This window comes from Aeromicrobium sp. JJY06, assembly GCF_044069275.1.
GTDB lineage: Bacteria > Actinomycetota > Actinomycetes > Propionibacteriales > Nocardioidaceae > Aeromicrobium > Aeromicrobium tamlense.
In genome coordinates, this window is the sequence record NZ_JBIMRD010000002.1 from 294,467 (window position 1) to 321,292 (window position 26,826).

The following is a 26,826-nucleotide window of genomic DNA, read 5'->3' on the forward strand; positions in this document are numbered from 1 at the left end:
GCGATCAGGGACGCAGCAGCGCCTTGATCGCGGTCCGCTCGTCCATCGCCGTGTAGGCGTCGGCGACCTCGTCGAGGGCGAACGTGCGGTCGAAGACCGCGCCGGGCCGCAGGTCGCCCGAGAGCACCTCGGGCAGCAGCTCGTCGAGGTACGCGCGCACCGGCGCGACGCCGCCGGCGAGGCCCTGGTTGCGGCCGAACATCGCCGGGACGTTGAGCTCGACGCCGTGGGGGACGCCCACGTAGCCGACCGTGCCGCCGGGACGCAGCGACAGGAACGCCTGCTTCATCGACTCCTTCGTGCCCACGCACTCCAGCACGGCGTCGGCGCCGATGCCGTCGAGGATCTCGCGCACCTCGGCGGCGCCTTCCTTGTCGCGCTTCTCCACGATGTGGTCGGCGCCGAACTCGGTGGCGAGCGCCTGCCGGTCGGCGTGGCGCGACATCGCCACCACGGTGGAGGCACCGAGGCGCTTCGCGGCCAGCACCGCCGAGAGGCCGACCGCGCCGTCACCGACGACCACGACGGTGGAGCCGGCGGTGACGCCGGCGCTGACGGCCGCATGGTGGCCCGTGGGGAACACGTCGGTCAGCGCCAGGACGTGGGGCAGGAGGTCGTCGCCGACCTCGCCCGGGACGGTGACGAGGGTGCCGTCGGCCTGCGGGACGCGGACCAGCTCGGCCTGGCAGCCGGTGTAGCCGCCGCCATTGACGCACGAGGTCTGCACGCCGTTGCGGCAGTGGACGCACGTGTTGTCGCTGTACATGAAGGGCGCGATGACGAAGTCGCCCACCGAGAGCGCGGAGACGTCGCTGCCGACCCGCTCCACGACGCCCACGTGCTCGTGGCCGATCTGGTGCGGTTCGGTCTGCGGCTTGTTGAGCCCACGGTAGGGCCACAGGTCGCTGCCGCACACGCACGCGGCCACGACGCGCACGATCGCGTCGGTGTCGGCCTCGAGGTCGGGATCGGGGAGAGTGTCGAGTCGGATGTCGCCGGGGGAGTGAAGGACTGTCGCGCGCATGCGTGCAAGGATGGCAGACATGAGTGAAAAGCCCGAAGTCGATTTCACCCCCGGCCCCGCCCCGACCGACCTCGTGATCGAGGACATCACCATCGGTGACGGCGACGAGGCGGTCAACGGCGGCGTCGTCGACGTCCACTACGTGGGCGTGGACTTCGAGACCGGCGAGCAGTTCGACTCCTCCTGGGACCGTGGCCAGTCGGCCCGCTTCCCGCTGCCCCAGCTGATCGGCGCCTGGCAGCAGGGCATCCCCGGCATGAAGGTCGGCGGCCGTCGCAAGCTCATCGCCCCGCCGGAGCTGGCCTACGGCCCCGCCGGCGGCGGACACCGCCTCTCGGGTCGCACGCTGGTCTTCGTGATCGACCTGCTCGGCGTCGGCTGAGCTAGATCTCGGCGAGCGCCTTCGCCACCCGCTGGGGCGAGATCGGCCCAACGGCCCGCAGCTCCTGCGCGAAGGTGCTCACCCGCAGCTCCTCGAGCATCCAGCGCACGCGTCGCACCGGCGGCGTGAGGCGCTGCCACGGGCGCAGGTCCTTCGTGCGCTCGTGGAACCGTGCCTCGAGGTCCCAGATCTCGCCGGCGTCCTTCGTGGACGTCAGGCGCTTGGCCGCGGCCCGCAGGTAGACCGCGAGCCGGCCCACCTGGTCGGCGCCCATGTCGCGGATGAACCCGGGGTGGACGAGCCACGAGACCTGCACGCGCACGTCCTCGGCGGCCTCGCCGGTACCGGGGTTCAGGTCGCCGAGCGCCTGGAGCGCCGTGATCACCTGGCGCACGATCCGCTCCGTCAGCGGCACCGCATCGGCGCGCACGAGATCGCGCAGGGCGCGGTAGGCGGCCCCGTCGCGCACCGGACCGCCGTGCTGCACCACGAGGTGGTCCAGAGCCGTCAGCCACGACTCCTCGATGACGGCCGCCGCGTCGCCCTGCGGCGACGTGGACAGCAGCAGCTTGTCCTGCAGCGACAGCGCCCGCCCGACCGTGCTGAGCGGTGAGCCGGTGGACAGCGCGATGAGCCGCGCCGTGCCGCGCACGGTGGCGACGCGCTGCTCCGCCTCGGTGCGCAGCACCCGCAGCGCCACGCTGTCTCCCTCGTCGACGATCGCGGGGTAGCCGGTGACCTGACCGGCGGTGATGCTGACGGGCAGCTCGCCGAAGTCCCAGTCCTTGATGCCCGTGCGCTCCTCGCGCCGGGCGCGCTGCTGGAGGTCGCGGCGCAGGCGCGGCTCCAGCTCCCGCCGCAGCGCCTCCAGGTCCTTGCCCGAGGCCAGCTCCTTCTCGCCGTCGACCACGCGGAACGTGGGGCGCAGGTGCGCCGGCAGCGCCGTGGGGTCGATGAGCGAGGGGTCCACCTCGAGGGCGCGCCCCAGCTCACCGCGCAGGTCGCGCGACGTGTCCAGCGACGGCAGCACGCGCTCGGCGGACTGCGCGGCCGGAGCGAACCGCCGTCGCTCGGACTTGGGAAGTCCACGGATCAGCTCGGTGACCAGCTCGAGACGCCGCCCGGGCACGCCCCACGCGAACTCGTCGCCGTCGATCGTCAGCAGGTCGTCGACCGGCACCGTGATCGTGATGCCGTCGTCGGCGGCCTGCGGGTCGAAGCGGTAGGACACATCGAGCACGGCGTCGAAGTGGGCGCTCTGTGAGGTCCAGGACGTCGGGAACGCCTCCGCGTCCACGTCGGTGCGGAACAGGTCGTCGGTGAAGTCGAGGATGCGCTTGTCGGGCTGCTTCTTCCACCACGCGTCGAAGTGGCGCACCGAGACGACGTCGGCGGGGACGCGAGCGTCGTAGAAGTCCACGAGGGTCTCGTCCTCGACCCGGATGCCGCGGGTGCGGACGCGCTCCTCGAGCTCCTCGATCGTCGCGAGCCGGTCCTGGTTGCGCTGCCAGAAGCGGTGATGGGTGCGCCACTCGCCGCCCACGAGCGCGTGCCGGATGAACAGCTCGCGGGCCAGCGGGGCGTCGTGCTGGGCGAGCATCACCGTGCGGTCGACCACGACGGGCAGGCCGTAGAGCGTGGACCGCTGGGTGGCCACGGCCGCGCCGCGCTTCGCCGACCAGCGCGGCGCGGAGTACTGGTGCTTCAGCAGGTGGCCGCCGGCCTTCTCGATCCACGCCGGGTCGATGCGGGCGTTGTCGCGCGCGAAGAGGCGCGAGGTCTCGACCAGCTCGCCGGCCATCAGCCAGCGTGGCGGCTTCTTCGCCAGGCCCGAGCCGGGGAAGACCATGAAGCGCGCACCACGGGCGCCGAGGTACTCGCGGGTCTCGGCGTCGCGCAGGCCCACGTGCGACAGCAGGCCGTGCAGGAGGGCGCGGTGGATCGCGTCGGCGTCGGGCTCGCTGCGGACCTTGCCCGGCTTGAGGCCGAGCTCGCGCACCGTGCGGCGCAGCTGGGAGTTCACGTCGGCCCACTCGCGCACGCGCAGGTAGTGCAGGAACTCGTCGTGGCACATCCGGCGGAACTTCGTGTGCGAGAGCTCGTCACGCTGCTCCTGCAGGTAGCCCCAGAGCTTCAACAGGCTCAGGAAGTCCGAGTCGGGCTGTCGGAAGCGCGCGTGCATCGTGTCGGCGGCCTGCTGCTTGTCGAGCGGGCGCTCGCGCACGTCCTGGATCGAGAGTCCCGCCACGATGACGAGCACCTCGGGCAGGACGCCCAGCCGGTCGGCGGCCAGCACCATGCGCGCGTGACGGGGGTCGAGCGGCAGCCGGGACATCGTGCGACCGATCCTCGTCAGTCGATCGCCGCCGTCGAGCCGCGGAGCGAGCGCGTCGAGCTCGCGCAGCAGCGTGAGGCCGTCGGCGACGGCACGGTGGTCGGGCGCGTCGAGGAAGCCGAACTCCCGGATGTCGCCGAGGTCGAGCGCGGCCATCTGCAGGATGACGCTGGCGAGGTTGGTCCGCTGGATCTCGGGGTCGGTGAACTCCGGGCGGGACTCGAAGTCCTCCTCGTCGTAGAGGCGGATGCAGATGCCGTCGGCGACGCGGCCGCAGCGGCCGGCGCGCTGGGCGGCGCTGGCCTGCGAGATCCGCTCGATGGGCAGCCGCTGCACCTTCAGGCGGGCGCTGAAGCGGGAGATGCGCGCGAGGCCCGGGTCGACGACGTACCGGATGCCGGGGACGGTGATCGAGGTCTCGGCGACGTTGGTGGCCAGCACGATCCGTCGTCGCGGACCCGTCTGGAACACGCGCTGCTGCTCATGGGCGGAGAGGCGGCCGTAGAGGGGCACGACGTCGCCGAGCGACGTGCCTTCGAGGACCTCGGCGGTGTCGCGGATGTCGCGCTCACCGGGCAGGAACACGAGGACGTCGCCCTCGCGCGGCAGCTCGCGGACGGCGCTGACGATCCCGTCGATGACGTCGTCGTCGCGCTCGAGCGGGCGGTAGCGGACCTCGACCGGGTACGTGCGGCCGCTCACCTCGATGACCGGCACGGGTCGCTCGGGGGTGCTGAACAGCTGGGCGAACCGCTCGACGTCGATCGTGGCCGACGTGACGACGACCTTGAGGTCGGGGCGGCGGGGGAGCAGCTCGCGCAGGTAGCCCAGCAGGAAGTCGATCGAGAGTGACCGCTCGTGAGCCTCGTCGATGACGATCGTGTCGTAGCGCTGCAGGCGGCGGTCGTGCTGCAGCTCGGTGAGCAGCAGGCCGTCGGTGACCAGCCGGATGACCGTGTCGGGGCCGGAGCGGTCGTCGAAGCGCACGGCGTAGCCGACCTCGGCGCCCAGCTCGACGTCGACCTCCTGTGCGATGCGGGCGGCCACGGAGCGCGCGGCGATCCGGCGCGGCTGGGTGTGCGCGATCCGCTTCCGGCCGAGCTCGGCGAGGATCTTCGGCAGTTGCGTCGTCTTGCCCGATCCGGTCTCGCCGGCCACCACGACCACCTGGTGGTCGCGGAGGGCGTCACGGATCTCGTCGTGCCGGGCGGCGATCGGCAGGGCGGGGTCGAACTCGAGTCTCATCGCTCCCATCTTCACCGGAGGCCGATGGCGTCGGCGAAGAGGGCATACCCGACGAACGCGACGACGTCGAGGATGGTGTGTGCGATCACCAGCGGCATGACCCGTCCGGTGCGGTGGAACCACCACGCGAACACGACGCCCATCGCCGCGTTGCCGAGGAACTGGCCGAAGCCCTGGTACAGGTGGTAGCTGCCGCGCAGCAGGGCCGAGGTGGCGATGATCGCCGGCAGTCCCCAGCCGAACTGCTTGAGCCGGGTCATCAGGTAACCGACGACGATGACCTCCTCCAGCAGTGCGTTCTGCACGGCCGAGAGGATGAGGATGGGCACCGACCACCAGTACAGCTGCTCGGGGCTCGTCACGATGTCGGCGGTGATGCCCAGAGCACGGCCGCCGAAGTAGACCGCGAGCCCGGGGATGCCGATGACGGCCGCGAGGGCCGCGCCGAAGCCGAGGTCGCGCCACGGCTGACCGCGGTCGAGCCCGAGCCGCCGGAGCACCGGCGGAGCCTGGTCGAGGCTCAGCAGGTAGAGCGCGAGCGCGACGGGCACGAGCGCGAAGCCGATCGCCAGCAGCTGGTACGTGAGGTCGATCCAGGGGATCGCGTCGCGCGACTGGTTCAGGCTCGCGGTGGCGTCGCGCAACGAGCCCTCGTAGAGCTTGCGCAGCAGGCTGACGACCGCGTAGACGGCGGACTGGCCGAGGGACAGGCCGAGGACGATCCAGACCTCGGCGCGCAGGCGCCGGGGTGCGGTCGTCACAGGTCGTTCGTGTTGAACGTGTCGCACGAGTTCAGGTTGCCGGACTCGTAGCCCGTCGTGAACCAGCGCTGACGGGACTCGCTCGAGCCGTGCGTCCACGAGTCCTGGTTGACCCGGCCGCCGCCCAGCGTCTCCTGGATGTGGTCGTCGCCGACGGCGGCTGCGGCCGACAGTGCCGACTCGATGTCGGCCCGGGTCAGCGGCTGGATGAGCGCCGTGCCCTGCTCGTCCTGCGTGCTGGCCGCGTGGTGGGCCCAGACGCCGGCGAGGCAGTCGGCCATCAGCTCGATCCGGACGCCGCCGCTCTGCGGGCCCGTCTGGCCGTCCTGACCGCGGGCGAGGATGCCGAGGATGTTCTGGACGTGGTGGCCGTACTCGTGGGCGACGACGTACATCTGCGCGAGATTGCCGCCGTCGGCGCCGAACTGGCTGCTCAGCTGGTCGAAGAACGAGGCGTCGATGTAGACGCGCTCGTCGGACGGGCAGTAGAACGGGCCGGTCTGGTTGGAGGCGGTGCCGCACGGCGACTGCGTGGCGCCGGAGTAGATCACGGTCTGCGCCTCGCGGTACTGGCGGTTGATGTCGGCCGGCAGCGCGTCGGTCCAGTAGTCCTGGGCGCTGTTCACGGTGCCGACGATGCGGCAGACGTCGTTCTCGTTCGCGTCCGCGCCGGTCTGGCACTCGCTGACGTCGATCGACGAGGAGTTGCTGCCGCCCGTGAGGATCTGGTTGACGTCGAAGCCCGACGACGAGCCGCCGTCGAGCGGGTTGCCCCCGAGGAACGCGAACAGCAGCATCAGGACCAGGCCGCCGATGCCGCCGCCGATCACGGCGCCGCCCTTGCCGCCGGTGACCTGGCTCGTGTCGAGGCGTGCGCCCTCGTTGAACGTCATGCGCCAGATTCTAGGTGGAGATCGCCTGCGCGCCTCGCCGAGCGCGCGCGCCTAGGGTGTCGCCATGACGGATGTGATGAGCCCGGTGCTGCCGATGACGGGCGACGACGAGGCGCGGCGCGCGGGCCTGCGGCGCATGCGGACGCTGGCCACGTCGCTGCTCGTCGTCGCCGCGATCGTCTTCGCGCTGACGCACGGTCGCGACGGGGCGTGGGGATACGTGAACGCGGCGTCCGAGGCCGCGATGGTGGGCGCGATCGCGGACTGGTTCGCCGTCACGGCGCTGTTCCGCCACCCGCTGGGGCTGCCGATCCCGCACACGGCGCTCATCCCGCGGAAGAAGGACCAGCTCGCCGCGAGCCTGCAGGACTTCGTCTCGGAGAACTTCCTGCGCGAGGACGTCATCCGCGACCGGATCGCCGCCGCCGGCCCGGCCGAGCGTGTCGGCGCGTGGATCGGCGTGCCGGGTCGCGCGCACCGGCTCGTCGACGAGGGCGCTCGGGTCGCCTCGGACCTGCTCGGGCGGGTCAAGGAGGAGGACGTGCAGGCGGTGGTCACCGAGCTGATCGTGCCGCGCATGCTCGAGGAGCCGTTGAGCCCCGCGGTGGGCCAGCTGCTGGCGGAAGTCCTCGACGAAGGGGCGCACACGGGACTGGTCGACCTCGGCCTGGACGAGCTGCACGGCTGGCTGCAGCGTCACCCCGAGCGCATCACCGACCTGATCATCGCCCGCGCGCCCGACTGGGCCCCGCGCTGGGCGAACGCGCTGATCGCCGAGCGGCTGTTCCGCGAGGTGCTCACGTGGGTGGAGGACATCCGCGACGATCCGCGCCACGACGCCCGGATCGCGCTGGACCACTGGCTGGTCGCGCTCGCGCACGACCTGCAGCACGACCCCGAGGCGATGGCGCGGGCCGAGCGCCTCAAGGAGCGTCTGCTGACCCAGACGAAGGCCGCCACGACCGCCGTGAAGCTGTGGGACTCGTTCCGCCGCGGACTGATCGATGCGCTCGCCGCCGAGGACGGCGTGCTGCGTCGTCGGGTGGTCGAGGAGATCGAGACCCTGGGGGAGCGGCTGCAGTCCGACCCCGCCCTCGCCGCCCGCATCGACGGCTGGGCCGGCGACGCCGCGGCCTACGTGGTCGAGCACTACGGATCCGAGATCGCCACGGTGATCTCGGCGACGGTCGAGCGGTGGGACGGGCAGGAGACCGCCGAGCGCATCGAGCTGCACGTCGGCCGCGACCTGCAGTTCATCCGCATCAACGGCACGGTCGTCGGAGGCCTCGCGGGACTCGTCATCCACGCCGTCGCGCAGGTCCTGTGATCCACAGGTGTGGACGGCGGCTGTGGACGGCTTGTGGATCGGAGCGCGAGTGAGTGTGGACAACCTGTGGACGCGAAAATTCCTGCGGTGACTTCGAAAAAGGCTCTTGTGTCGTGGGTCACGGTGCCCTAGAAATGACTCACGCACTCCTCCGGGAGAGCGGGAAGGAAGCCCCGACTCCCTCCACGTAGACGGCGCAAGCCCGACGCAGCACCCCTGGTGATGCAGGTGTGGGAAGGAACCTTACGGGCGACCGGAAACGAAGGCAGCCATCACGCACCATCGATCCGAAGGCCCCGGGAACTCATACTTCCCGGGGCCTTCTTCATGGCCTCGCGAGGGGCCTGATAGAGTTCACTGCTGTTGAACAACGCACCTGTCCGGGTGGCGGAATTGGTAGACGCGCTAGCTTGAGGTGCTAGTGCCCGGTTACGGGCATGGGGGTTCAAGTCCCCCCTCGGACACAGATTGACCAGATGGCTCTGACCAGCGGGAACGCGGTCAGGGCCATTTGTTGTTTCGGCCCCGGAACGCCTCCGATGTACACACCTCGCTCGCGATTGCGGGGCTCATCCCGGGCATAGGTGAGTTCGCCGACGGGGCCGATGCAGTCCTCTACCTCATCGAGGGGGACACCTCCAACGCCCTGCTCTCTGCCGCAGCCATGCTCCCTGGCGTGGGTGCCGCAGCGGGCGCCGCGAAGCTTGCGCGCCTTAGCGACGAAGTCACGCAGACGGCCGCAACCGCGGGTAGCAGGCTGGGCTGGAGCACCGGCCAGGACATTAATGCGCTGACCAAGGCAGGCGATGCGCCGGCATGGTCGACCGTCAGGGGGCGGTTCTGGAAGAACGAAGCCGCGAAACCGCAGATCGATAACTGGAGCGCGGCCAACCTCGACCGTATGAGGCGTGGGCTCGCACCGCAGCGATACAACCGCGACAAGGGCGGGCTAGAGTCCATGGAACTTAGCCATGAACCCATCCCGTACCGCGACGGCGGAACCAATGTTGTCCCGCGTTGGCCGCAAGACCATGCGAACGTCGATCCATTCAGATTCCCGGGGTACTGACCGTGACCGACCTTTCTGCCACCTTCGCCGAGCAGCAATCCAATGTCATCGAGTGGAAGGGTATGACGCTCCACGGACTTCTCGAGTTCGAGAGTGTGCCGGACCAACTCCGCCTTCAGTTCCTCGCATTCAAGCCACGCCCGGTGCAGGGCGTGCAGTTGCGTTGCCGCGGAGGCGAGTTGGAGATTGACGGAGTCAAGGCCACTGACTTCGTACTGTGGACGGACACGGCTCCTCAAACTGTCACTGTGACGGTTCACGCGACGGGGCGCAGCACCACGCTGAAGCTCTGGAACGTCTGGCGCGGCGGCCTCGACGTGACTCAAGCCTGGCTAGGCAACTCCGCAATTCAGGTCGATCGATCTGACGAACCAACAGCTTTGGTGCTCAGGTGCAGTGACGGCGAGGGCGAGCCTGACTTTGAGGACCTTGTGGTCGGGATTACCGCTGGGTGAGAGCGACGTGATCGCGCGCTGAGCAAGAAACCAGTCTGACGCGGTGCGGCACGTTGGCTCCCGCAGTCGGGTCCCCACAACGCGTGGTGTTGATCCGAGCGTCCGCGTGGTCTCGCCGTATGTGACATCCTCGACAACCCGACGAGAACGATAATGCGCCCGAACGGCACGATCCGCGTCTATCAAGATAAGGACTGGGTCGCCATCCGCGACTTGGGACCGATGCACGTTGTGAGGGTGATGGTTCGATGGCAATCGCGCCAGAGGTTACCGCCGCGGCCCGTCGGATTCTCGACGGGGACGACTCCGCAGTCGCAGCCGCGGCCCTTGAAGAAGCGCTTCACGCCTACCACCCCCATAAGGAGAAGTTCGAGGACTTCCTCGAAACGCTGTCCCTGTATGCGCCGTCGATGGAGCGTCCCTACACCGACCACCGTCAGCTTTGTGTGGCAATTCGGCAGTCAGCCATTGTGGTGACAACTGAACTGTGGTGCGCTGACGGAGGGATGTCGACCGTGCTCGCTCTAGTTCGCAGTCGGAGTCTTGCGAGCGTCCGGGAACGGCGCGGCGAACAGGCCATAGCCTGCCCGCCGGGGAGCAATGGGGTGACGACTACTCTCGACAACACGAACTGAAGATCGGTGCACCCCCAGGGGGCACAGTCCCGAGGTAACGGGACACAACGGTAGGTAACCGCGCAGTGGAATTGCAGGGAGAAACGGATTCTGCCTGGAATGCCAAGGGATCACGCTTGGGTTCAAGTCCCCCCTCGGACACACCTGCGAAGTGGCCCCTGATCTGCGCAAACGCAGACGGGGCCACTTTGCATGTGCGGCCGGAACGGTGGCGCCGTGTGCGGAGACCCAGCCCAAGGTCGCGGCGACCAGGAGCACCTCGAGCAAGGGAGTCCAGGCGTCCCTGCCTCGGGACTCGGCGAGTGGCCGGCTCTCCCACGGTCCGGGCGCCGTCACGATGACCCCCGTCAGCCCGATCAGGGTGAGCAGCCGACTGGAGCCGACGCCACCCCTGACCGCGACCCGAGCTTCGCTCCCCGCGCTCGCCCTGGGCGACGTGACGGCGGAGAGGCTGGCGTCCGCCGGCATCGAGCTCAGTGGCGATGCGACGGTTCTGTCCCGCCTCGCGGGCGTGCTCGATCCGGGCGACCCGGACTTCGCCATCGTGACTCCTGACAAGGATTGACGCTTGACGGGTCACTCGCCTACTCCGTCAGCCGCCAGCGGCACGTCTCGGGCGCCGGACCTCACCGTGGAGTGAAAGTCACTCGGTGTCCTCGAGCTGACGGCCCTCTCCGGCGACCCCGGTGATCAGGGGGTGCGCCCCGGATCGCGTTCGGCTCGGGCCAGCCAGGTGAGGGCCCGCACGCTCTCGACCGACCCGTGCTTCAGGCCCTGCGCGGCCTTCCGTGCGGTCGCGTACAGGTCGTCCGCCTCGGGACGTCCCTGGGCTCTCGCCTCGACGGCCAGCATGGACAGTGCCTCGACGCTGGCCCAGGAACCGGGCTTCAGCCCGGAGGCTGCGTCCAAGGCCTGTTGGAGTGCGGGACGTGAGTCATGACGCTGGGTGAACACGAGCATCTTCTCCTCGATCGATGGCCGGACTCTATCCGGTCGGGGAGTCGGAACCCGCACTCCTCGGTTGGCGGCGGCCGTCGAAGCCGACCATGCTTGACGGGTGACGACCTCCCGCGCGCTGGCCGACCTGGCGGCCGCGCACCACGTCGCCACGTCGTTCCGTGGCTCCGATCGCCAGATGGTGCAGGTGGACGACGACATCGTCGTGGCGGTCCTGGCCCAGCTCGGCGTCGACGCGAGTGGCCCGGAGGCGATCCGGCGTGAGCTCGAGGCGGTGCGCCAGAGGGAGGCGCGGGCCGCCCTCCCGCCGACGATCGTGATGACCGACGGCGCCACACGCGAGCTGGATGTCCCGGCGACGCTGGTGCTCGAGGACGGCACCTCGTCACGCGTGGAGCGCCTCTCCGACCTGCCGCTGGGGTGGCACCGACTGATGACGGACACCCAGGACGTGACCCTGATCGTCGCGCCGAGCCGCATGCCCGAGGTGCCGCGGACCTGGGGCTGGATGCTGCAGCTGTACTCCTTGAGCAGCGACCGGTCCTGGGGCATGGGGGACTACGGCGACCTCGCCGAGATGGCCCGGCGCGCCGGCACCGAGCAGGGCGCTGGGGTGCTGCTCGTCAACCCGGTCCAGGCGTTCGTGCCCTCGAAGCCGCTGCAGCGGTCGCCCTACTCCCCGTCCAGCCGGCGCTACGCCAACCCGCTCTACCTCCGGGTCACCGAGACGGCGGCGTTCCTCGAAGCGGACGAGACGACCCGGCGGGACGTGCTGGCGCTCAGGCCCGACTCCAGGACGGAGCTGATCGACTACGACGAGGTCTGGACCGCGAAGCTGGCCGCCCTCGAGCTGCTCTGGGCGACCCGACCGCCGAACCAGGAGCAGATCGACCCTGACCTGAGGGCGTTCGCCACCTTCTCGGCCCTGGCGGAGCTGCACGGGGCCGACTGGCGCGAGTGGCCGGAGGCACTGCGGGACCCGGCCGGGGACGCCGTGGCCGAGGCGCAGGACTCGCTCGCCGATCGCATCGCCTTCCATGCATGGCTCCAAGGGATGTGCCGGGAGCAGCTCGACACCGCGCGCGCGGCCGCCCACGACGCGGGCATGGCCGTCGGGATCGTGCACGACCTGCCGGTCGGCGTGGATCCGGGCGGCGCGGACGCCTGGGCGCAGCAGGACGCCTTCGCCTCCGACGTCCGGGTGGGGTGTCCGGCCGACGCCTTCAACCCGCTCGGCCAGGACTGGGGGCTGCCCCCATGGCGCCCGGACCGGCTCGCCGCCTCGGGCTACGCGCCCTTCCGCGACGTCATCCGCAGCGTCCTGCGCCACGCCGACGGCATCCGTGTCGATCACATCGCCGGACTCTGGCGACTGTGGTGGATCCCGCCGGGCGAGCCGGCCCACCGCGGCACCTACGTCCACTACGACGCGGACGTCATGCTGGGCATCCTGGCCCTGGAGGCGTGGAGAGTCGGCGCCATCGTGGTGGGCGAGGATCTCGGGACCGTCGAGGACGTGGTCACCGAGACGATGCACGAGCGCGGGATGCTGAGCTCGGCCGTGCTCTGGTTCGAGCGCGACTGGGAGGCGCCCGGCCAGCCTCACGTGCCGCCGGAGCAGTGGGAACCCGAGACCTTGGCCAGCATCAGCACCCATGACCTCCCCACCGCCACCGGCTGGCTCCGGGACGAGCGCGTCCGCGTGCAGGCCGAGCTCGGCCTGCTGGCCGGGTCGGCAGAGGAGGCCTACGCCGAGGCCGCGGCCGATCGTGCAGCCATGCTCGACCTGCTCCGCGCCGAGGGCATCGACGAGGACGATCCCGTCGTCGCGCTCCACGCGGTGATCGCCCGTGCCGCGTCCCGCCTGGTCCTCAGCTCACCGGCCGACGCCGCGGGCCAGGTCCAGCAGCCCAACCTTCCCGGGACGGTCGACGAGTATCCCAACTGGCGGATCCGGCTCCCGATGGGCCTCGACGAGTTCTTCGCCGACCACCGGGTACGTGCAAGCATTGCCCCCCTACAGGCCTCGCGGCCGTCCGTGTGACTCAACCCATCGAGGAGAACCTGTGCAGCCCTGGCCCGGATCGGCTTACCCGCTCGGCGCGACGTTCGACGGGACCGGTACCAACTTCGCCGTCTTCTCCGAGTCGGCCGAGTTCGTCGAGCTCTGCCTGTTCGACGAGTCCGGCAACGAGACACGCGTCCGCCTCGAGGAGGTCGACGGCTTCGTCCACCACGGGTTCCTGCTCGGGGTGGCCCCGGGACAGCGCTACGGCTTCCGGGTGCACGGCCCGTACGAGCCCGAGCGCGGGTTCCGCTGCAACCCCGCCAAGCTGCTGATCGACCCGTACGCGAAGGCGATCTCGGGACCGGTCCAGTGGGACCGATCGTTGTTCGCGTACGACCTGGACGACCCCGAGCAGATGAACGAGGACGACTCGGCGGGACACGTGCCGTACTCGATCGTCATCAACCCCTACTTCGACTGGGCGAACGACCGGCTGCCGCGGACGCCGTACAACGAGTCGCTGATCTACGAGGCCCACGTCAAGGGCCTGACGATGACGCACCCCGACGTCCCGGAGTCCCTGCGTGGCACGTACGCCGGCATCGCGCATCCGTCCATCGTCGAGCACCTGAAGTCGATCGGCGTGACCGCGATCGAGCTGCTGCCCGTGCACCAGTTCCTGAACGACCACTACCTGGTCGAGAAGGGCCTGACGAACTACTGGGGCTACAACACGATCGGCTTCTTCGCGCCGCACGCGGACTACGCCGCCCACCCGGGCCGCCAGGTGGAGGAGTTCAAGGGCATGGTGCGGGCGCTGCACCAGGCCGACATCGAGGTCATCCTCGACGTCGTCTACAACCACACGGGGGAGGGCAACCACCTCGGACCGACCCTGTCGATGCGCGGCATCGACAACTGCGCCTACTACCGGCTCGTCGAGGGCGACGAGCAGCACTACATGGACTACACCGGCACCGGCAACTCGCTGAACGTGCGTCACCCGCACACGCTGCAGCTCATCATGGACTCGCTGCGCTACTGGGTCACCGAGATGCACGTGGACGGCTTCCGCTTCGACCTCGCCGCGACCCTCGCCCGCGAGTTCTACGACGTCGACAAGCTCGCGACGTTCTTCGAGCTCGTCCAGCAGGACCCGGTGGTCAGCCAGGTCAAGCTCATCGCCGAGCCTTGGGACGTCGGTCCCGGCGGCTACCAGGTCGGCAACTTCCCGCCGTTGTGGTCGGAGTGGAACGGCCTCTATCGCGACACCGTGCGCGACTTCTGGCGCGGGGAGCCCGCGACGCTGGGCGAGTTCGCCTCCCGCATCGCCGGATCGTCCGACCTCTACCAGGACAACGGCCGGCGGCCGTACGCCTCGATCAACTTCGTCACGGCGCACGACGGGTTCACCCTCAACGACCTCGTGACCTACAACGACAAGCACAACGAGGCGAACGGCGAGGACGGCCGTGACGGTGCCGACGACAACCGGTCGTGGAACTGCGGCGTCGAGGGGCCGACCGACGACGAGGAGGTCCTCGAGCTGCGTCGCCGCCAGCGCCGCAACCTGATGGCGACCCTCCTGCTGTCCCAGGGCGTGCCGATGATCCTGCACGGGGACGAGCTCGGCCGGTCCCAGGGCGGGAACAACAACGTGTACTGCCAGGACAACGAGGTCAGCTGGGTCGACTGGGACTCGCGTGCGGAGGAGCGCGCGCTGCTGGAGTTCACCTCCGCGCTGGCGGCCTTCCGCCAGCGTCACCCGATCTTCCGTCGCCGGCGGTTCTTCGAGGGCAAGCCGGTCCGCAAGGCCGACGAGCTGCGGGACATCGAGTGGTTCACCCCCTCCGGAGACGAGATGGAGGAGCAGAACTGGGAGGACGAGCTCGGCAAGTCCATCGCGGTGTTCCTGAACGGTGACGCGATCGCCGACCGCGACGCGCGCGGCATGCGGGTCACCGACGACTCGTTCGTCCTGGCGTTCAACGCCCACAGCGAGCCGGCGGAGTTCACCCTCCCACCCGAGGACTACGGCTCCGGATGGAAGGTCGTCGTGGACAGCTCGACCGGCTCGGTCGAGCAGCCGGGTGCCGAGACGCTCAGCGCCCTCGCCAGCTTCACGGCTCCGCCGCGTTCGCTCGTGGTGCTGCAACGAGTCGGCTCATGACCGCACCGTCGTCGACGTACCGGCTGCAGCTGCGGCCCGGGTTCGGCTTCGACGACGCGCGCGGGCTGGTGGTCCAGCTGGCGACGATGGGCGTGGGAGCGCTGTACCTGTCCCCGGTGCTGGAGGCGACGCCGGGATCGACCCACGGATACGACGTCGTCGACCCCGAGCGACTGCGCGACGAGCTCGGCGGCGAGCGCGCCTTCCGCGACCTCGTGGACGCCGCGCGCGAGGCTGGCCTCGGCGTCGTCGTCGACATCGTGCCGAACCACATGTCGGTCGAGGTGCCCGAGGCGAACCCGTGGTGGCTCAGCGTGCTGCGCGAGGGAGAGGCGTCCCCGTACGCCCACCACTTCGACATCGACTGGTCGCGCGGGCGCATCCTCGTGCCGATCCTCGCGAGTGACGCGGACGTCGCGCAGCTGTCGGTCGAGGGCGACCACCTGACCTACTTCGACCACCGCTTCCCGCTGGCCCCCGGCACCGGCCGCGGCACGCCGCAGGAGGTGCACGCCCGCCAGCACTACGAGCTGGTCGACTGGCGCCGCGGCAACGCCGAGCTCACCTACCGCCGGTTCTTCGACATCACGACGCTGGCCGCGGTGACCGTCGAGCGCCCCGAGGTGTTCGAGCAGGCTCATCGGGAGATCCTGCGCTGGGTCGAGCGCGGCGACGTCACGGGACTGCGGGTCGACCACCCCGACGGACTCGCCGACCCCGGCGGATACGTGCGGCGCTTGCGGGAGGCTGCACCCGATGCCTGGATCGTGATCGAGAAGATCCTGCATCCGGGGGAGAGCCTGCCCGCCGGCTGGCCGGTCGACGGCACCACCGGCTACGACGCGATGCGCGAGGTGTTCGGCGTGCTGCTCGACCCCGCGGGAGAGCCCACGTTCACCGCGCTGGCCGACCGGCTCGGCGTGCCCACCGACTACGCGGCGGTCGAGGAGGACGCCCGGCGCATGGTCACGGACAAGATCCTGGTCGCCGAGGTGCGCCGGATCGCCGGGCTGGTCGAGGGGGTCGACGGGGAGGCCGCTCGGGCGGCCGTGGCCGAGACGATGATCGCGTTCGGCGTCTACCGCTCCTACCTCCCCGAGGTCGAGTCCCCGTGGGGCGAGGCGATCGCGAGGGCACGGTTCCGACGTCCCGCCCTCGGCGACGCGCTCACGGCCCTCGATCGTCAGGTCCGTGCCGACCCGGGCGGCGAGCTCGCGACGCGCATCCAGCAGACGTCCGGGATGGTCGTGGCCAAGGGAACGGAGGACACGACCTTCTACCGGTACACCCGCTTCGCCGCGCTCAACGAGGTCGGCGGCTCGCCGGACGTCTGGGGCGTCGGGGTGGAGGAGTTCCACCGGCTCGCCGCCGCACGCGAGGCGTCCCAGCCGACCGCGATGACGGCACTGACGACGCACGACACCAAGCGCTCGGAGGACACCCGGGCGCGCCTGGCCGTGCTCGCCGAGGTGGCCGACGAGTTCGCCGGGAAGGTCGTCGAGTGGACCGACCGCTGCGGCCTCGACGAGCCGGCGCTGAACCTGCTCGCGTGGCAGACGCTCGTCGGCGCCTGGCCGATCAGCGACGAGCGGCTCGCCGACTACCTGCTCAAGGCGGCGCGGGAGTCCAAGCTCCGCACCACGTGGACCGAGCCCGACGAGCCGTTCGAGGACGCTGTGGCGGAGTGGCCGCGCAGGGTCCGTGACGAGATCGGTGGCGAGATCGACGAGTTCGTCGCCCGCATCGAGGCGCCGGGATGGTCCAACTCGCTCAGCCAGAAGCTCGTCCAGCTGACGATGCCCGGCGTCCCCGACGTCTACCAGGGCACCGAGCTGTGGGACTTCTCGCTCGTCGATCCGGACAACCGACGTGAGGTCGACCACGGCCTGCGCCGCGAGCTGCTCGAGCGGGGAGCTCAAGGCGAGCTCCCAGAGGTCGACGCGTCGGGCACGGCCAAGCTGCTGCTGGTCCGACGCACGCTCCGTCTGCGTCGGGGCCGGCCCGAGCTCTTCCGCGGCTATCGACCGCTCGCCGCTGACGGTCCTGCGGCCGACCACCTGCTGGCTTATGCACGCAGTGAGGACCTCGTCGTGCTGGCGACCCGACTGCCCGTGGGGCTCGAGCGCGCCGGCGGGTGGGGCGAGACCACGCTGGAGCTCCCGGAGGGGCCCTGGACCGACGCGCTCACCGGAGCCTCGGTCGACGCCGGGCAGGTGCGCGTGGCGTCCGTGCTCGGCCGCTACCCCATGGCACTCCTCGTCCGGGGTGAGGGCCGATGACGTTCACGGTCTGGAGTCCCGACCTCGAGCGGGTGCGCGTGCGGATCGGCGACGTCGATCACGAGATGCGACGGGCTGACGACGGCTGGTGGACGGCCGACGTCGAGGCGTCCGCCGGGACCGAGTACGCCTTCCTGCTCGGCGACGACGACACCCCGTTGCCCGACCCGCGCTCGACGTGGCAGCCGCACGGCGTGCACGGCGCCTCGCGCGTCTACGACCAGGATGCCTTCGCGTGGTCCGACCACGACTGGGCCGGACGCTCGCTCGAGCGCTCCGTGATCTACGAGCTCCACGTCGGCACCTTCACGCCGGGCCGGACCTTCGACACCGCGATCGAGCGCCTCGACCACCTCGTCGAGCTGGGCGTCGACCTGGTCGAGGTGCTGCCGGTCAACTCCTTCGACGGCACCGCGGGATGGGGCTACGACGGCGTGCTGTGGAGCGCCGTCCACGAGCCCTACGGCGGACCCGACGGCTTCAAGCGGCTCGTCGACGCCTGCCACGCCCGTGGGCTCGGGGTCGTCCTCGACGTCGTCTACAACCATCTCGGTCCGTCCGGCGCCTACCTCGACCGATTCGGGCCGTACTTCGCCGGTCAGAGCGACTGGGGGCCGGGGCTCAATCTCGACGGGCCGCAGTCCGACGAGGTCCGCCGCTTCGTGGTCGACAACGCGATGATGTGGTTCGAGCACTTCCACGTCGACGCACTGCGACTCGACGCCGTCCACGCCCTGGTCGACACGCGCGCGATGCCGATCCTGGAGGAGCTGTCGGCCGAGACCGCGCGGATGTCGGCCGTCCTCGGCCGGCCGCTCAGCCTCGTCGCGGAGTCCGACCTGAACGACCCTCGCACGGTGCGCCCGAGGTCGAGCCACGGACTCGGCATGGACGCCCAGTGGTCGGACGACCTGCACCACGCGCTGCACGTGCGACTGACCGGCGAGACCGACGGCTACTACGCCGACTTCGCCGCGCCGGGAGCCCTCGCCAAGACGCTGCGCGGCGCGTTCTTCCACGACGGGACCTGGTCGTCCTTCCGCGGCCGCACGCACGGCAGGCCCGTGGACGTCCACGAGCTCACCGGCACGTCGTTCCTGGCCTACCTCCAGAACCACGACCAGATCGGCAACCGCGCCACGGGGGATCGCATCTCGGCGACGCTCACACCCGATCTCCAGGCGTGCGGCGCCGCGATCGTGCTGCTCGGGCCCTACACGCCGATGCTCTTCATGGGCGAGGAGTGGGCGGCCTCGACGCCGTGGCAGTTCTTCGCCTCGTTCCCCGATCCCGAGCTGGCCGAGGCGGTGCGCGCGGGCCGGCGCCGCGAGTTCGGGCGGCACGGCTGGGGCGAGTCCGAGGTGCCCGATCCGATGGACCCGGCCACCGTCGAGCGTTCCACCCTCGACTGGGACGAGCTCGCCGATCCCGAGCATGCGCGGATGCTCGACGTGTACCGCTCGCTCATCGCGCTGCGACGGCAGCACCCCGAGCTCTCCGACCCGTCCCTGAGCGACTTCACCGTCGACGTGGCGGACGACGACTCGTGGCTCGTGATGCATCGAGGCCGCTTCCGCGTCGCGTGCCGGTTCGGCGACGTGGCACCCCCCGTGGAGGGCGAGATCGTCCTCGAACACGAGCGGCTCACCGTCACCGCGACGAAGTAGTCCACGGCACACCGCCGGGTCCGCGTGTTGCGGGCAGTCGCGGGGTACACCAACGTTGGTGGGGCGAGCGAAGCCATCTACGCGTGGGGGAGTGCACTGCATGACAGCTCGAATCGGCATCGACGACGTGAAGCCGGTGTCCGGAGACGGCACCTATCCGTCCAAGGCGGTGGTGGGAGAGCACGTGCCGGTCACCGCGACCGTGTGGCGCGAGGGGCACGACGCCGTCGCGGCCGAGGTCGTGTGGCGAGGCCCGGGGGCGCGGCGCGACCGCACGTCCCGCCTGCGCGAGCAGGACCCGGGCACGGACACGTTCGGCGGCGTGATCGTCCCGGACTCCGTCGGGCTATGGACCTTCCGCGTCGACGCGTGGAGCGACCCGTGGGCCACCGTCGTGCACGCCATCGAGGTGAAGCTGGCGGCGGGGCAGACCGCGGACGAGCTCGCGAATGATCTCGAGGTGGCGGCGCGCCTGCTGGACGAGGTCGCCGCGCGCAAGGAGCGCGCCAAGGACCGGCCGACGCTCGGGGGCGCCGCCACGGCGCTGCGCGACGCGAGCCTCCCGCTCGGCGCACGCACCGGGCCGGCCCTGGCCGACGAGGTCCGCCGGATCATGCACGACCACCCGGTCCGCGAGCTCGTCACGACGGGCCCCGAGCGCACCGTGTGGGTCGACCGCACCCGTGCGGCCTACGGGTCCTGGTACGAGTTCTTCCCCCGCTCGACCGGCGGCGTGGACGCGAAGGGCGTGCCCGTCCACGGCACCTTCGCGACCGCCGCCAAGGAGCTCGACCGGGTCGCCGAGATGGGCTTCGACGTCGTGTACTTCCCGCCGATCCACCCGATCGGCCGCGTCAACCGCAAGGGCCCCAACAACACGCTGACGCCGGGGCCGGACGACCCCGGCTCGCCCTGGGCCATCGGCGCCGCGGAGGGCGGACACGACGCGATCCACCCCGAGCTCGGCACGGAGAAGGACTTCGCCGCCCTCGTCGCGCGAGCGACCGAGCTGGGGCTGGAGGTCGCCCTGGACCTCGCCCTGCAGGTCGCGCCGGACCACCCCTGGGTGGCGGCGCACCCCGAGTTCTTCACGACGCTCCCCGACGGCACGATCGCCTACGCGGAGAACCCGCCGAAGAAGTACCAGGACATCTACCCGCTCAACTTCGACAACGCGCCGGACGCGATCTACGCCGAGATGCTGCGGGTGACGCTGCACTGGGTCGAGCGCGGGGTCCGGATCTTCCGGGTCGACAACCCGCACACCAAGCCGCCGAACTTCTGGGCGTGGCTGATCGACGAGGTCAAGCGCGAGCATCCCGACGTGCTGTTCCTCTCCGAGGCGTTCACGCGTCCGGCCCGCCTGTGGGGGCTCGCGCGGCTCGGCTTCACCCAGAGCTACACCTACTTCACGTGGCGGACGACCAAGCAGGAGCTCATCGAGTTCGGCGAGGACCACCGGGACCGGTGGGACGAGGGTCGGCCGAACCTGTTCGTCAACACGCCCGACATCCTCCCCGAGCACCTGCAGGTCGGCGGCCCCGGCATGTTCGCCCTCCGGGCGGCACTGGCGGCGACGCTCTCCCCGACGTGGGGCGTCTACTCCGGCTACGAGCTGTACGAGCATGAGCCGCTCGGGCCCGGCAAGGAGGAGTACCTCGACTCGGAGAAGTTCCAGCTGCGCCCCCGCGACTACGCGGCCGCGCTGGCCGAGGGCCGGTCGCTCCAGCCATGGCTCACGCGGCTCAACGAGATCCGTCGCGCGCACCCCGCGCTGCAGCAGATGCGCACGCTGCGCTTCCACGAGGTCGACCACGAGGCGCTGATCGCCTACTCGAAGCAGGATCCGGAGTCCGGCGACACCGTCGTGGTCGTCGTCTCGCTCGACCCGCACGAGTCGCGGGAGGCCACGATGTGGCTCGACCTGCCGAGCCTGGGCTTCGAGCCGGGCGAGCACCTGGTCGCCCACGACGAGGTCACCGGCGAGACGTACGACTGGAGCGACTCCAACTACGTGCGACTCGACCCCACGCGCGCCTGCGCCCACATCATCAGCCTGACCAGGAAGGGGGCCTGAGGTGAACGACGAGGTCCACGACGTCACGACAGCCCCGGACGCAGCCCTGGTCGGGCTGGAGGACACCCCGCACACCGGCGAGTCGATCGCCGACGACGGCACCCTCACCGAGCCCCAGGCCGACGAGTTCGCGCACGCCGAGCAGGCGCCCGACGACCCGGAGTGGTTCAAGCGGGCAGTGTTCTACGAGGTCCTCGTGCGAGCGTTCGCCGACTCCAACGGCGACGGCACGGGTGACCTGCGCGGCCTGGCCGGCCGGCTCGACTACCTCCAGTGGCTCGGCGTCGACTGCCTGTGGCTGCCGCCGTTCTACGCCTCACCGCTGCGCGACGGCGGCTACGACATCAGCGACTTCCGCGCGGTGCTGCCCGAGTTCGGCACCGTCGACGACTTCGTCCACCTCCTCGAGGAGGCCCACCAGCGGGGCATCCGGGTCATCACCGACCTGGTCCTCAACCACACCTCGGACGCGCACCCGTGGTTCCAGCAGTCGCGCAACGACCCCGACGGCCCCTACGGCGACTACTACGTCTGGCGGGACGACGACTCGGCGTACAGCGACGCGCGCGTGATCTTCGTCGACACCGAGTCGTCGAACTGGACCTACGATCCGGTGCGCGGACAGTTCTTCTGGCACCGCTTCTTCAGCCACCAGCCCGATCTCAACTTCGAGAACGAGGAGGTGCAGGAGGCCATGCTGGACACCCTGCGCTTCTGGCTCGATCTCGGGATCGACGGCTTCCGGCTGGACGCCGTGCCGTACCTGTTCGAGGAGGAGGGCACCAACTGCGAGAACCTCCCGCGGACGCACGAGTACCTCCGCCGGGTCCGGGCGACGGTCGAGGAGGAGTACCCGGGACGGATCCTGCTCGCCGAGGCCAACCAGTGGCCCGCGGACGTCGTCGAGTACTTCGGCGATCCCGCGGTCGGCGGCGACGAGTGCCACATGGCGTTCCACTTCCCGCTGATGCCGCGCATCTTCATGGCGGTGCGCCGCGAGTCGCGCTTCCCGATCTCGGAGATCCTGGCGCAGACGCCGCAGATCCCGTCCGGCACGCAGTGGGGCATCTTCCTGCGCAACCACGACGAGCTGACCCTCGAGATGGTCACGGACGACGAGCGCGACTACATGTACCGCGAGTACGCATCGGACCCGCGGATGAAGGCCAACATCGGCATCCGACGCCGGCTGGCGCCGCTGCTGGAGAACGACCGCAACCAGCTCGAGCTGTTCACGGCACTGCTGCTGAGCCTGCCCGGCTCGCCGGTCCTCTACTACGGCGACGAGATCGGCATGGGCGACAACATCTGGCTCGGCGACCGCGACGCGGTCCGGACGCCGATGCAGTGGTCGCCCGACCGCAACGCCGGCTTCTCCCGGTCGGACCCGGGCCGCGTCTACCTGCCGCCGATCATGGACCCCACCTACGGCTACGAGGCGATCAACGTCGAGGCGCAGCAGGGCAACGCCGCGTCGCTGCTCAACTGGACGCGCCAGATGATCGCGGTGCGCAAGGAGCACACGGCGTTCGCGGAGGGCGAGTTCGTCGACCTCGGCGGCTCCAACCCCAGTGTGCTGGCGTACAAGCGCGTGTACGAGCGCGCCGACGGCGGGCTCGACGTGGTCCTGTGCGTCAACAACCTGTCGAGGTTCCCGCAGCCCGTGGAGCTCGACCTCTCCGAGCACCTCGACTGCACGCCGGTCGAGCTCACCGGCAGCGTGCGCTTCCCGCGCATCGGCGAGCTGCCCTACCTGTTGACCCTGCCCGGTCACGGCTTCTACTGGTTCCAGCTGGTGGAGATCGGCGACGAGGGCGAGAGGAGGAGCCAGATATGAGCGGACAGGACGCGCATCCGACCGTCCCGCGTGACGAGCTGGTGGCCCAGCTCGCGGCCGCCCTCCCGGCCTGGCTGCCGACCCAGCGATGGTTCGGCGGCAAGGACCGCGAGATCACCGCGGTGCACCCCGTCTCGTGGACCACCCTGCTCGAGGGCGACCCGTTGCTGCTGCACCTCGTGGTCCGGGTGGAGCAGGACGACCGTCGCGAGCTGTACCAGCTGCTCATCGGCAGTCGCCAGTCCCAGCTGCCGAACGTGCCCGCGCCGGCGTCGATCGGGCTCGAGGACGGTCTCACCTGCTACGAGGCGAGCGGCGATGCCGATCTGACGTCGTGCCTGCTCGACCTCATGGCCGAGGGGGCACAGGTCGAGGCGCTGACGTTCGAGCACGAGTCCGGTGCCGACCTCGCCACCGGCCTGCGCGCCCACCCCATCACGACCGAGCAGAGCAACACGTCCCTGGTCTACGGCAGCCAGTACATCCTCAAGCTCTTCCGCAAGCTGGTCCCCGGTGTGAACAAGGACCTGGTGCTGCATCGCGCCCTGCACGAGATCGGCTCGGAGCAGATCGCCGAGCCGCTGGGATCGATCAGCGCCGAGGTCGACGGCGAGGAGGTCACGATCGGCATGCTCCAGCGGTTCATGCCCGATGCGGCCGACGGGTGGGTCATGGCGACGACCAGCGTGCGCGACTACCTGACCGATCCGACGGGACTGCCGCCCGAGGAGTCCGGCGGCGACTTCGCCGGCGAGGCCTACAGGCTGGGCAAGGCCGTCGCGACGGTGCACGCCGACCTGGCTCGCGCGCTCGGCACCGAGGAGGTCGGTGAGGACAGGCTCCACAGCGTGCTCGACTCGATGCTCGGCCGGCTCGAGCGGGTGTCCGCGCAGGTGCCGGAGCTGGCGCAGCACGCGGATGCCCTGCGCCCCGTGTTCGAGCGCATCCTGGACGCGCCCGTACCGATCGCGACCCAGTTCATCCATGGCGACCTGCACCTGGGACAGGTCCTGAGGACGATCCACGGGTGGCTCCTGCTCGACTTCGAGGGCGAGCCCGCGGCCAGCCACGCCGAGCGCGCGGCCCTGGCCTCGCCCCTGCGCGACGTCGCCGGGATGCTGCGGTCGTTCGACTACGCCGCGCAGCAGCTGCTCGTCGGCCAGCCGGAGGACCCCGAGCGGGCCGCGGGCGCGATGGCCTGGGCGCGACGCAACCGCGACGCGTTCTGCGACGGCTACGGCAAGGTGGCCGGCCGGGACCCGCGCGAGAGTGCCGACGTGCTGCGTGCCCTCGAGCTCGACAAAGCGGTCTACGAGGTCGCGTACGAGCACGCCAACCGACCCGAGTGGCTGACCGTGCCGCTGGCATCGATCGCCCGGATCGTGACCGAAGGTGAGTGAGCCTGTGAGCGAGACCTCTGCGTGGCCCCCGTCCATCGGAGAGCTGGACCTGCACCTGATCGGCGAGGGACGACACGAACGGCTGTGGGACGTCCTCGGCGCCCACGTCACCACCCACGACTCCGAGGACGGCCCGGTGCGCGGCACGAGCCTCGCGGTCTGGGCGCCGCACGCGCGTGCCGTGCAGGTCATCGGCGACGTCAACGGCTGGCACGGTGACGAGCACGCCATGCGACCGCTGGGCGGCTCGGGCGTGTGGGACCTCTTCATCCCGGGGATGGGGGAGGGCTCCCGCTACAAGTTCCGCATCCAGGGCCCGGACGGCCACTGGCGCGAGAAGGCCGACCCGATGGCCTTCGGCACGGAGGTGCCGCCCGCCACGGCTTCGGTGGTGGTGGAGTCGCGCCACGCGTGGTCCGACGACACCTGGATCGCCCAGCGCGACGCGACGTCGTGGCTCGACGCGCCGATGAGCATCTACGAGGTGCACCTCGGCTCGTGGAGGCCCGGCCTCGACTACCGCGAGCTGGCCGGTGCGCTGGCGGACTACCTGGCCGAGACGGGATTCACGCACGTCGAGCTCATGCCGATCGCGGAGCACCCGTTCGGGGGATCATGGGGCTACCAGGTCACGTCCTACTACGCGCCCACGTCGCGATTCGGCTCGCCGGACGACTTCCGCTGGTTCGTCGACGAGCTGCACCGGCGCGGCTTCGGCGTCATCGTCGACTGGGTTCCGGCCCACTTCCCGCGCGACGAGTGGGCGCTGGCCCGCTTCGACGGCACCCCGCTGTACGAGCACCCGGACCCGCGCCGCGGCGAGCAGCCCGACTGGGGGACCTACGTCTTCGACTTCGGGCGCCCGCAGGTGCGCAACTTCCTGGTCGCGAACGCGCTGTACTGGCTGGAGGAGTTCCACCTGGACGGGCTGCGCGTGGACGCGGTCGCCTCGATGCTCTACCTCGACTACTCGCGCAACGAGGGGGAGTGGGTGGCCAACCGGCACGGGGGACGCGAGAACCTCGAGGCCGTCCAGCTGCTCCAGGAGCTCAACGCGACCGTCTACAAGCACCATCCCGGTGTCGTCATGGTGGCCGAGGAGTCCACCGCGTGGCCGGGCGTCAGCAGCCCCACCAGCAGCGGCGGCCTGGGGTTCGGCTTCAAGTGGAACATGGGCTGGATGCACGACACGCTCTCGTACCTGGGCCACGACCCCATCCACCGCTCCTACCACCACGGCGAGATGACGTTCTCGATCGACTACGCCTGGAGCGAGCACTTCATCCTGCCGCTGTCGCACGACGAGGTCGTGCACGGCAAGGGGTCGCTCTGGCAGCGGATGCCGGGCGACGAGTGGAACAAGGCGGCCGGGGTGCGCGGACTGCTCGCCTTCATGTGGGCCCACCCGGGCAAGCAGATGCTCTTCATGGGAGGCGAGTTCGGCCAGGCGAGCGAATGGGCCGAGTCGGGCTCCCTCGACTGGGCCGCGCTCGACGATCCGCTGCACGCGGGCATCCTGCGCCTGGTCACCGACCTCAACACGCACTACCGCTCGGACCCCGCGCTGTGGTCGGCAGACGCAACGCCGGACGGGTTCCGCTGGATCGACGCCAGCGACACCGCCGGCAACGTCATCTGCTTCCTGCGCCTCGGCTCGGACGGCTCGCAGCTGGCCTGCGTCGCCAACTTCTCCGGAGGACCCCACCACGACTATCGCGTGGGTCTGCCGCTCGCCGGCACGTGGACCGAGGTGATCAACACCGATGCCGAGATCTACGGCGGCTCGGGTGTCGGCAACCTCGGAGCGGTGCAGGCCACCGACGAGCCGTGGCACGGCCAGCCGGCGTCGGCACTCCTGCAGCTGCCGCCCAGCGGCGTGCTGTGGCTGCAGCCGGAGGTCAAGGCCTGAGGGCGCTGCTGAGCGAGCGCAGGGTGTCGTCGACGACCCGGTAGAACGCCCAGCGACCGCGCTGTTCGCGGACGACGAGGCCTGCGTCCACGAGCTGCTTCATGTGGTGGGAGACCGTGGGCTGGGAGAGGCCGACCGGCTCGGTCAGGTCGCAGATGCACGCCTCGCGCTCAGCTTGGGCGGCGATGAGGGACAGCAGTCGGACGCGCGTCGGGTCGCCCAACGCCTTGAACATGCGCGCGAGGTGCTCGGCCTCGTCGACCTCGAGCGCTCCACCGGTGACGGGGGAGCAGCAGTCGACCTGGTCGATGACGGGGAGGGCACTGCGGACGGTCATGACCCCAGTCTGGCAGACGTATTGACAAACGTCGATAGATAGATGAATCTCGATACATC

General features: G+C 70.3%; 20 protein-coding genes and 1 tRNA gene. 15 read left to right on the plus strand and 6 right to left on the minus strand.

What is annotated here, in order from left to right; translation table 11 throughout:
• Positions 1 to 4 precede the first annotated feature (4 nt).
• Positions 5 to 1,024 carry a zinc-dependent alcohol dehydrogenase family protein gene (locus tag ACGWYL_RS12865; protein WP_395487368.1) on the minus strand — a complete coding sequence of 340 codons (1,020 nt, stop codon included), beginning with the start codon at positions 1,022 to 1,024 and terminating at the stop codon, positions 5 to 7.
• A gap of 19 nt (positions 1,025 to 1,043) precedes the next feature.
• Here ACGWYL_RS12865 and ACGWYL_RS12870 point away from each other — a divergent pair, with 19 nt between their 5' ends.
• Entirely contained in the window at positions 1,044 to 1,406 is a 363-nt protein-coding gene (locus tag ACGWYL_RS12870; protein ID WP_179424703.1) for an FKBP-type peptidyl-prolyl cis-trans isomerase, read from the plus strand.
• Position 1,407: 1 nt separating this feature from the next.
• Here ACGWYL_RS12870 and hrpA read toward each other — a convergent pair whose 3' ends face one another.
• Genes hrpA through ACGWYL_RS12885 form a run of 3 tightly spaced genes read right to left on the minus strand, consistent with a single transcriptional unit; the run spans position 1,408 to position 6,640 of the window.
• Positions 1,408 to 4,986: an ATP-dependent RNA helicase HrpA gene (gene hrpA, locus ACGWYL_RS12875; RefSeq protein ID WP_395487369.1), complete on the minus strand. Its 3,579-nt coding sequence runs from the start codon at positions 4,984 to 4,986 to the stop codon at positions 1,408 to 1,410.
• An 11-nt stretch (positions 4,987 to 4,997) separates the two neighbouring features.
• Entirely contained in the window at positions 4,998 to 5,747 is a 750-nt protein-coding gene (locus ACGWYL_RS12880; protein WP_395487370.1) for a CPBP family intramembrane glutamic endopeptidase, read from the minus strand.
• Positions 5,744 to 6,640: a neutral zinc metallopeptidase gene (locus ACGWYL_RS12885; RefSeq protein ID WP_179424697.1), complete on the minus strand. Its 897-nt coding sequence runs from the start codon at positions 6,638 to 6,640 to the stop codon at positions 5,744 to 5,746. The genes ACGWYL_RS12880 and ACGWYL_RS12885 overlap by 4 nt, the downstream gene beginning before the upstream one ends.
• 64 nt (positions 6,641 to 6,704) lie before the next feature.
• Here ACGWYL_RS12885 and ACGWYL_RS12890 point away from each other — a divergent pair, with 64 nt between their 5' ends.
• The 6 genes from ACGWYL_RS12890 (at position 6,705) to ACGWYL_RS12915 (ending at position 10,691) form a co-directional block, all read left to right on the plus strand.
• Positions 6,705 to 7,967 (plus strand): DUF445 domain-containing protein, encoded by a 1,263-nt coding sequence (locus ACGWYL_RS12890; protein ID WP_269306741.1) that lies wholly within the window; start codon positions 6,705 to 6,707, stop codon positions 7,965 to 7,967.
• A 378-nt stretch (positions 7,968 to 8,345) separates the two neighbouring features.
• Positions 8,346 to 8,431 (plus strand) — tRNA-Leu (locus tag ACGWYL_RS12895).
• A 212-nt stretch (positions 8,432 to 8,643) separates the two neighbouring features.
• On the plus strand, positions 8,644 to 9,036 hold the full coding sequence (locus ACGWYL_RS12900) for a hypothetical protein (RefSeq protein WP_269306743.1): 393 nt from the start codon (positions 8,644 to 8,646) through the stop codon (positions 9,034 to 9,036).
• Between the two features lie 2 nt (positions 9,037 to 9,038).
• Positions 9,039 to 9,491 carry a hypothetical protein gene (locus ACGWYL_RS12905; RefSeq protein ID WP_269306745.1) on the plus strand — a complete coding sequence of 151 codons (453 nt, stop codon included), beginning with the start codon at positions 9,039 to 9,041 and terminating at the stop codon, positions 9,489 to 9,491.
• Between the two features lie 248 nt (positions 9,492 to 9,739).
• A complete protein-coding gene (locus ACGWYL_RS12910; RefSeq protein ID WP_269306747.1) occupies positions 9,740 to 10,126 on the plus strand; it encodes a hypothetical protein in 387 nt (128 codons plus the stop codon).
• 361 nt (positions 10,127 to 10,487) lie between these two features.
• Positions 10,488 to 10,691: an alkyl sulfatase C-terminal domain-containing protein gene (locus ACGWYL_RS12915; RefSeq protein ID WP_269306749.1), complete on the plus strand. Its 204-nt coding sequence runs from the start codon at positions 10,488 to 10,490 to the stop codon at positions 10,689 to 10,691.
• A 125-nt stretch (positions 10,692 to 10,816) separates the two neighbouring features.
• Here the strand turns inward: ACGWYL_RS12915 and ACGWYL_RS12920 are convergent, their stop codons facing one another.
• A complete protein-coding gene (locus tag ACGWYL_RS12920; RefSeq protein ID WP_395487371.1) occupies positions 10,817 to 11,086 on the minus strand; it encodes a hypothetical protein in 270 nt (89 codons plus the stop codon).
• Between the two features lie 97 nt (positions 11,087 to 11,183).
• On the opposite strand from ACGWYL_RS12920, the gene malQ reads away from it, so the two are divergent.
• From malQ to glgB, 8 genes are all read left to right on the plus strand, one after another.
• Positions 11,184 to 13,127, plus strand: coding sequence for a 4-alpha-glucanotransferase (gene malQ, locus ACGWYL_RS12925; RefSeq protein ID WP_395487372.1), 1,944 nt, complete (start codon positions 11,184 to 11,186; stop codon positions 13,125 to 13,127).
• A 22-nt stretch (positions 13,128 to 13,149) separates the two neighbouring features.
• Positions 13,150 to 15,261: a glycogen debranching protein GlgX gene (gene glgX / locus ACGWYL_RS12930; RefSeq protein ID WP_395487373.1), complete on the plus strand. Its 2,112-nt coding sequence runs from the start codon at positions 13,150 to 13,152 to the stop codon at positions 15,259 to 15,261.
• On the plus strand, positions 15,258 to 17,540 hold the full coding sequence (treY, locus tag ACGWYL_RS12935) for a malto-oligosyltrehalose synthase (RefSeq protein WP_395487374.1): 2,283 nt from the start codon (positions 15,258 to 15,260) through the stop codon (positions 17,538 to 17,540). The genes glgX and treY overlap by 4 nt, the downstream gene beginning before the upstream one ends.
• On the plus strand, positions 17,537 to 19,207 hold the full coding sequence (gene treZ, locus ACGWYL_RS12940) for a malto-oligosyltrehalose trehalohydrolase (protein ID WP_395487375.1): 1,671 nt from the start codon (positions 17,537 to 17,539) through the stop codon (positions 19,205 to 19,207). The genes treY and treZ overlap by 4 nt, the downstream gene beginning before the upstream one ends.
• Before the next feature lie 100 nt (positions 19,208 to 19,307).
• Positions 19,308 to 21,284: a maltotransferase domain-containing protein gene (locus tag ACGWYL_RS12945; protein ID WP_395487376.1), complete on the plus strand. Its 1,977-nt coding sequence runs from the start codon at positions 19,308 to 19,310 to the stop codon at positions 21,282 to 21,284.
• A gap of 1 nt (position 21,285) precedes the next feature.
• Positions 21,286 to 23,121 (plus strand): maltose alpha-D-glucosyltransferase, encoded by a 1,836-nt coding sequence (treS, locus tag ACGWYL_RS12950; RefSeq protein WP_179424554.1) that lies wholly within the window; start codon positions 21,286 to 21,288, stop codon positions 23,119 to 23,121.
• Positions 23,118 to 24,521: an aminoglycoside phosphotransferase gene (locus ACGWYL_RS12955; protein WP_395487377.1), complete on the plus strand. Its 1,404-nt coding sequence runs from the start codon at positions 23,118 to 23,120 to the stop codon at positions 24,519 to 24,521. The genes treS and ACGWYL_RS12955 overlap by 4 nt, the downstream gene beginning before the upstream one ends.
• A 4-nt stretch (positions 24,522 to 24,525) precedes the next feature.
• Positions 24,526 to 26,430: a 1,4-alpha-glucan branching protein GlgB gene (gene glgB / locus ACGWYL_RS12960; protein WP_395487378.1), complete on the plus strand. Its 1,905-nt coding sequence runs from the start codon at positions 24,526 to 24,528 to the stop codon at positions 26,428 to 26,430.
• On the opposite strand, the gene ACGWYL_RS12965 is transcribed toward glgB, so the two are convergent.
• The gene (locus ACGWYL_RS12965) at positions 26,420 to 26,767 is read right to left on the minus strand and encodes a helix-turn-helix transcriptional regulator (RefSeq protein WP_179424551.1); all 348 of its coding nucleotides are present in this window, start codon (positions 26,765 to 26,767) and stop codon (positions 26,420 to 26,422) included. The two genes, glgB and ACGWYL_RS12965, sit on opposite strands and share 11 nt — an antisense overlap.
• Between the last annotated feature and the right edge of the window lie 59 nt (positions 26,768 to 26,826).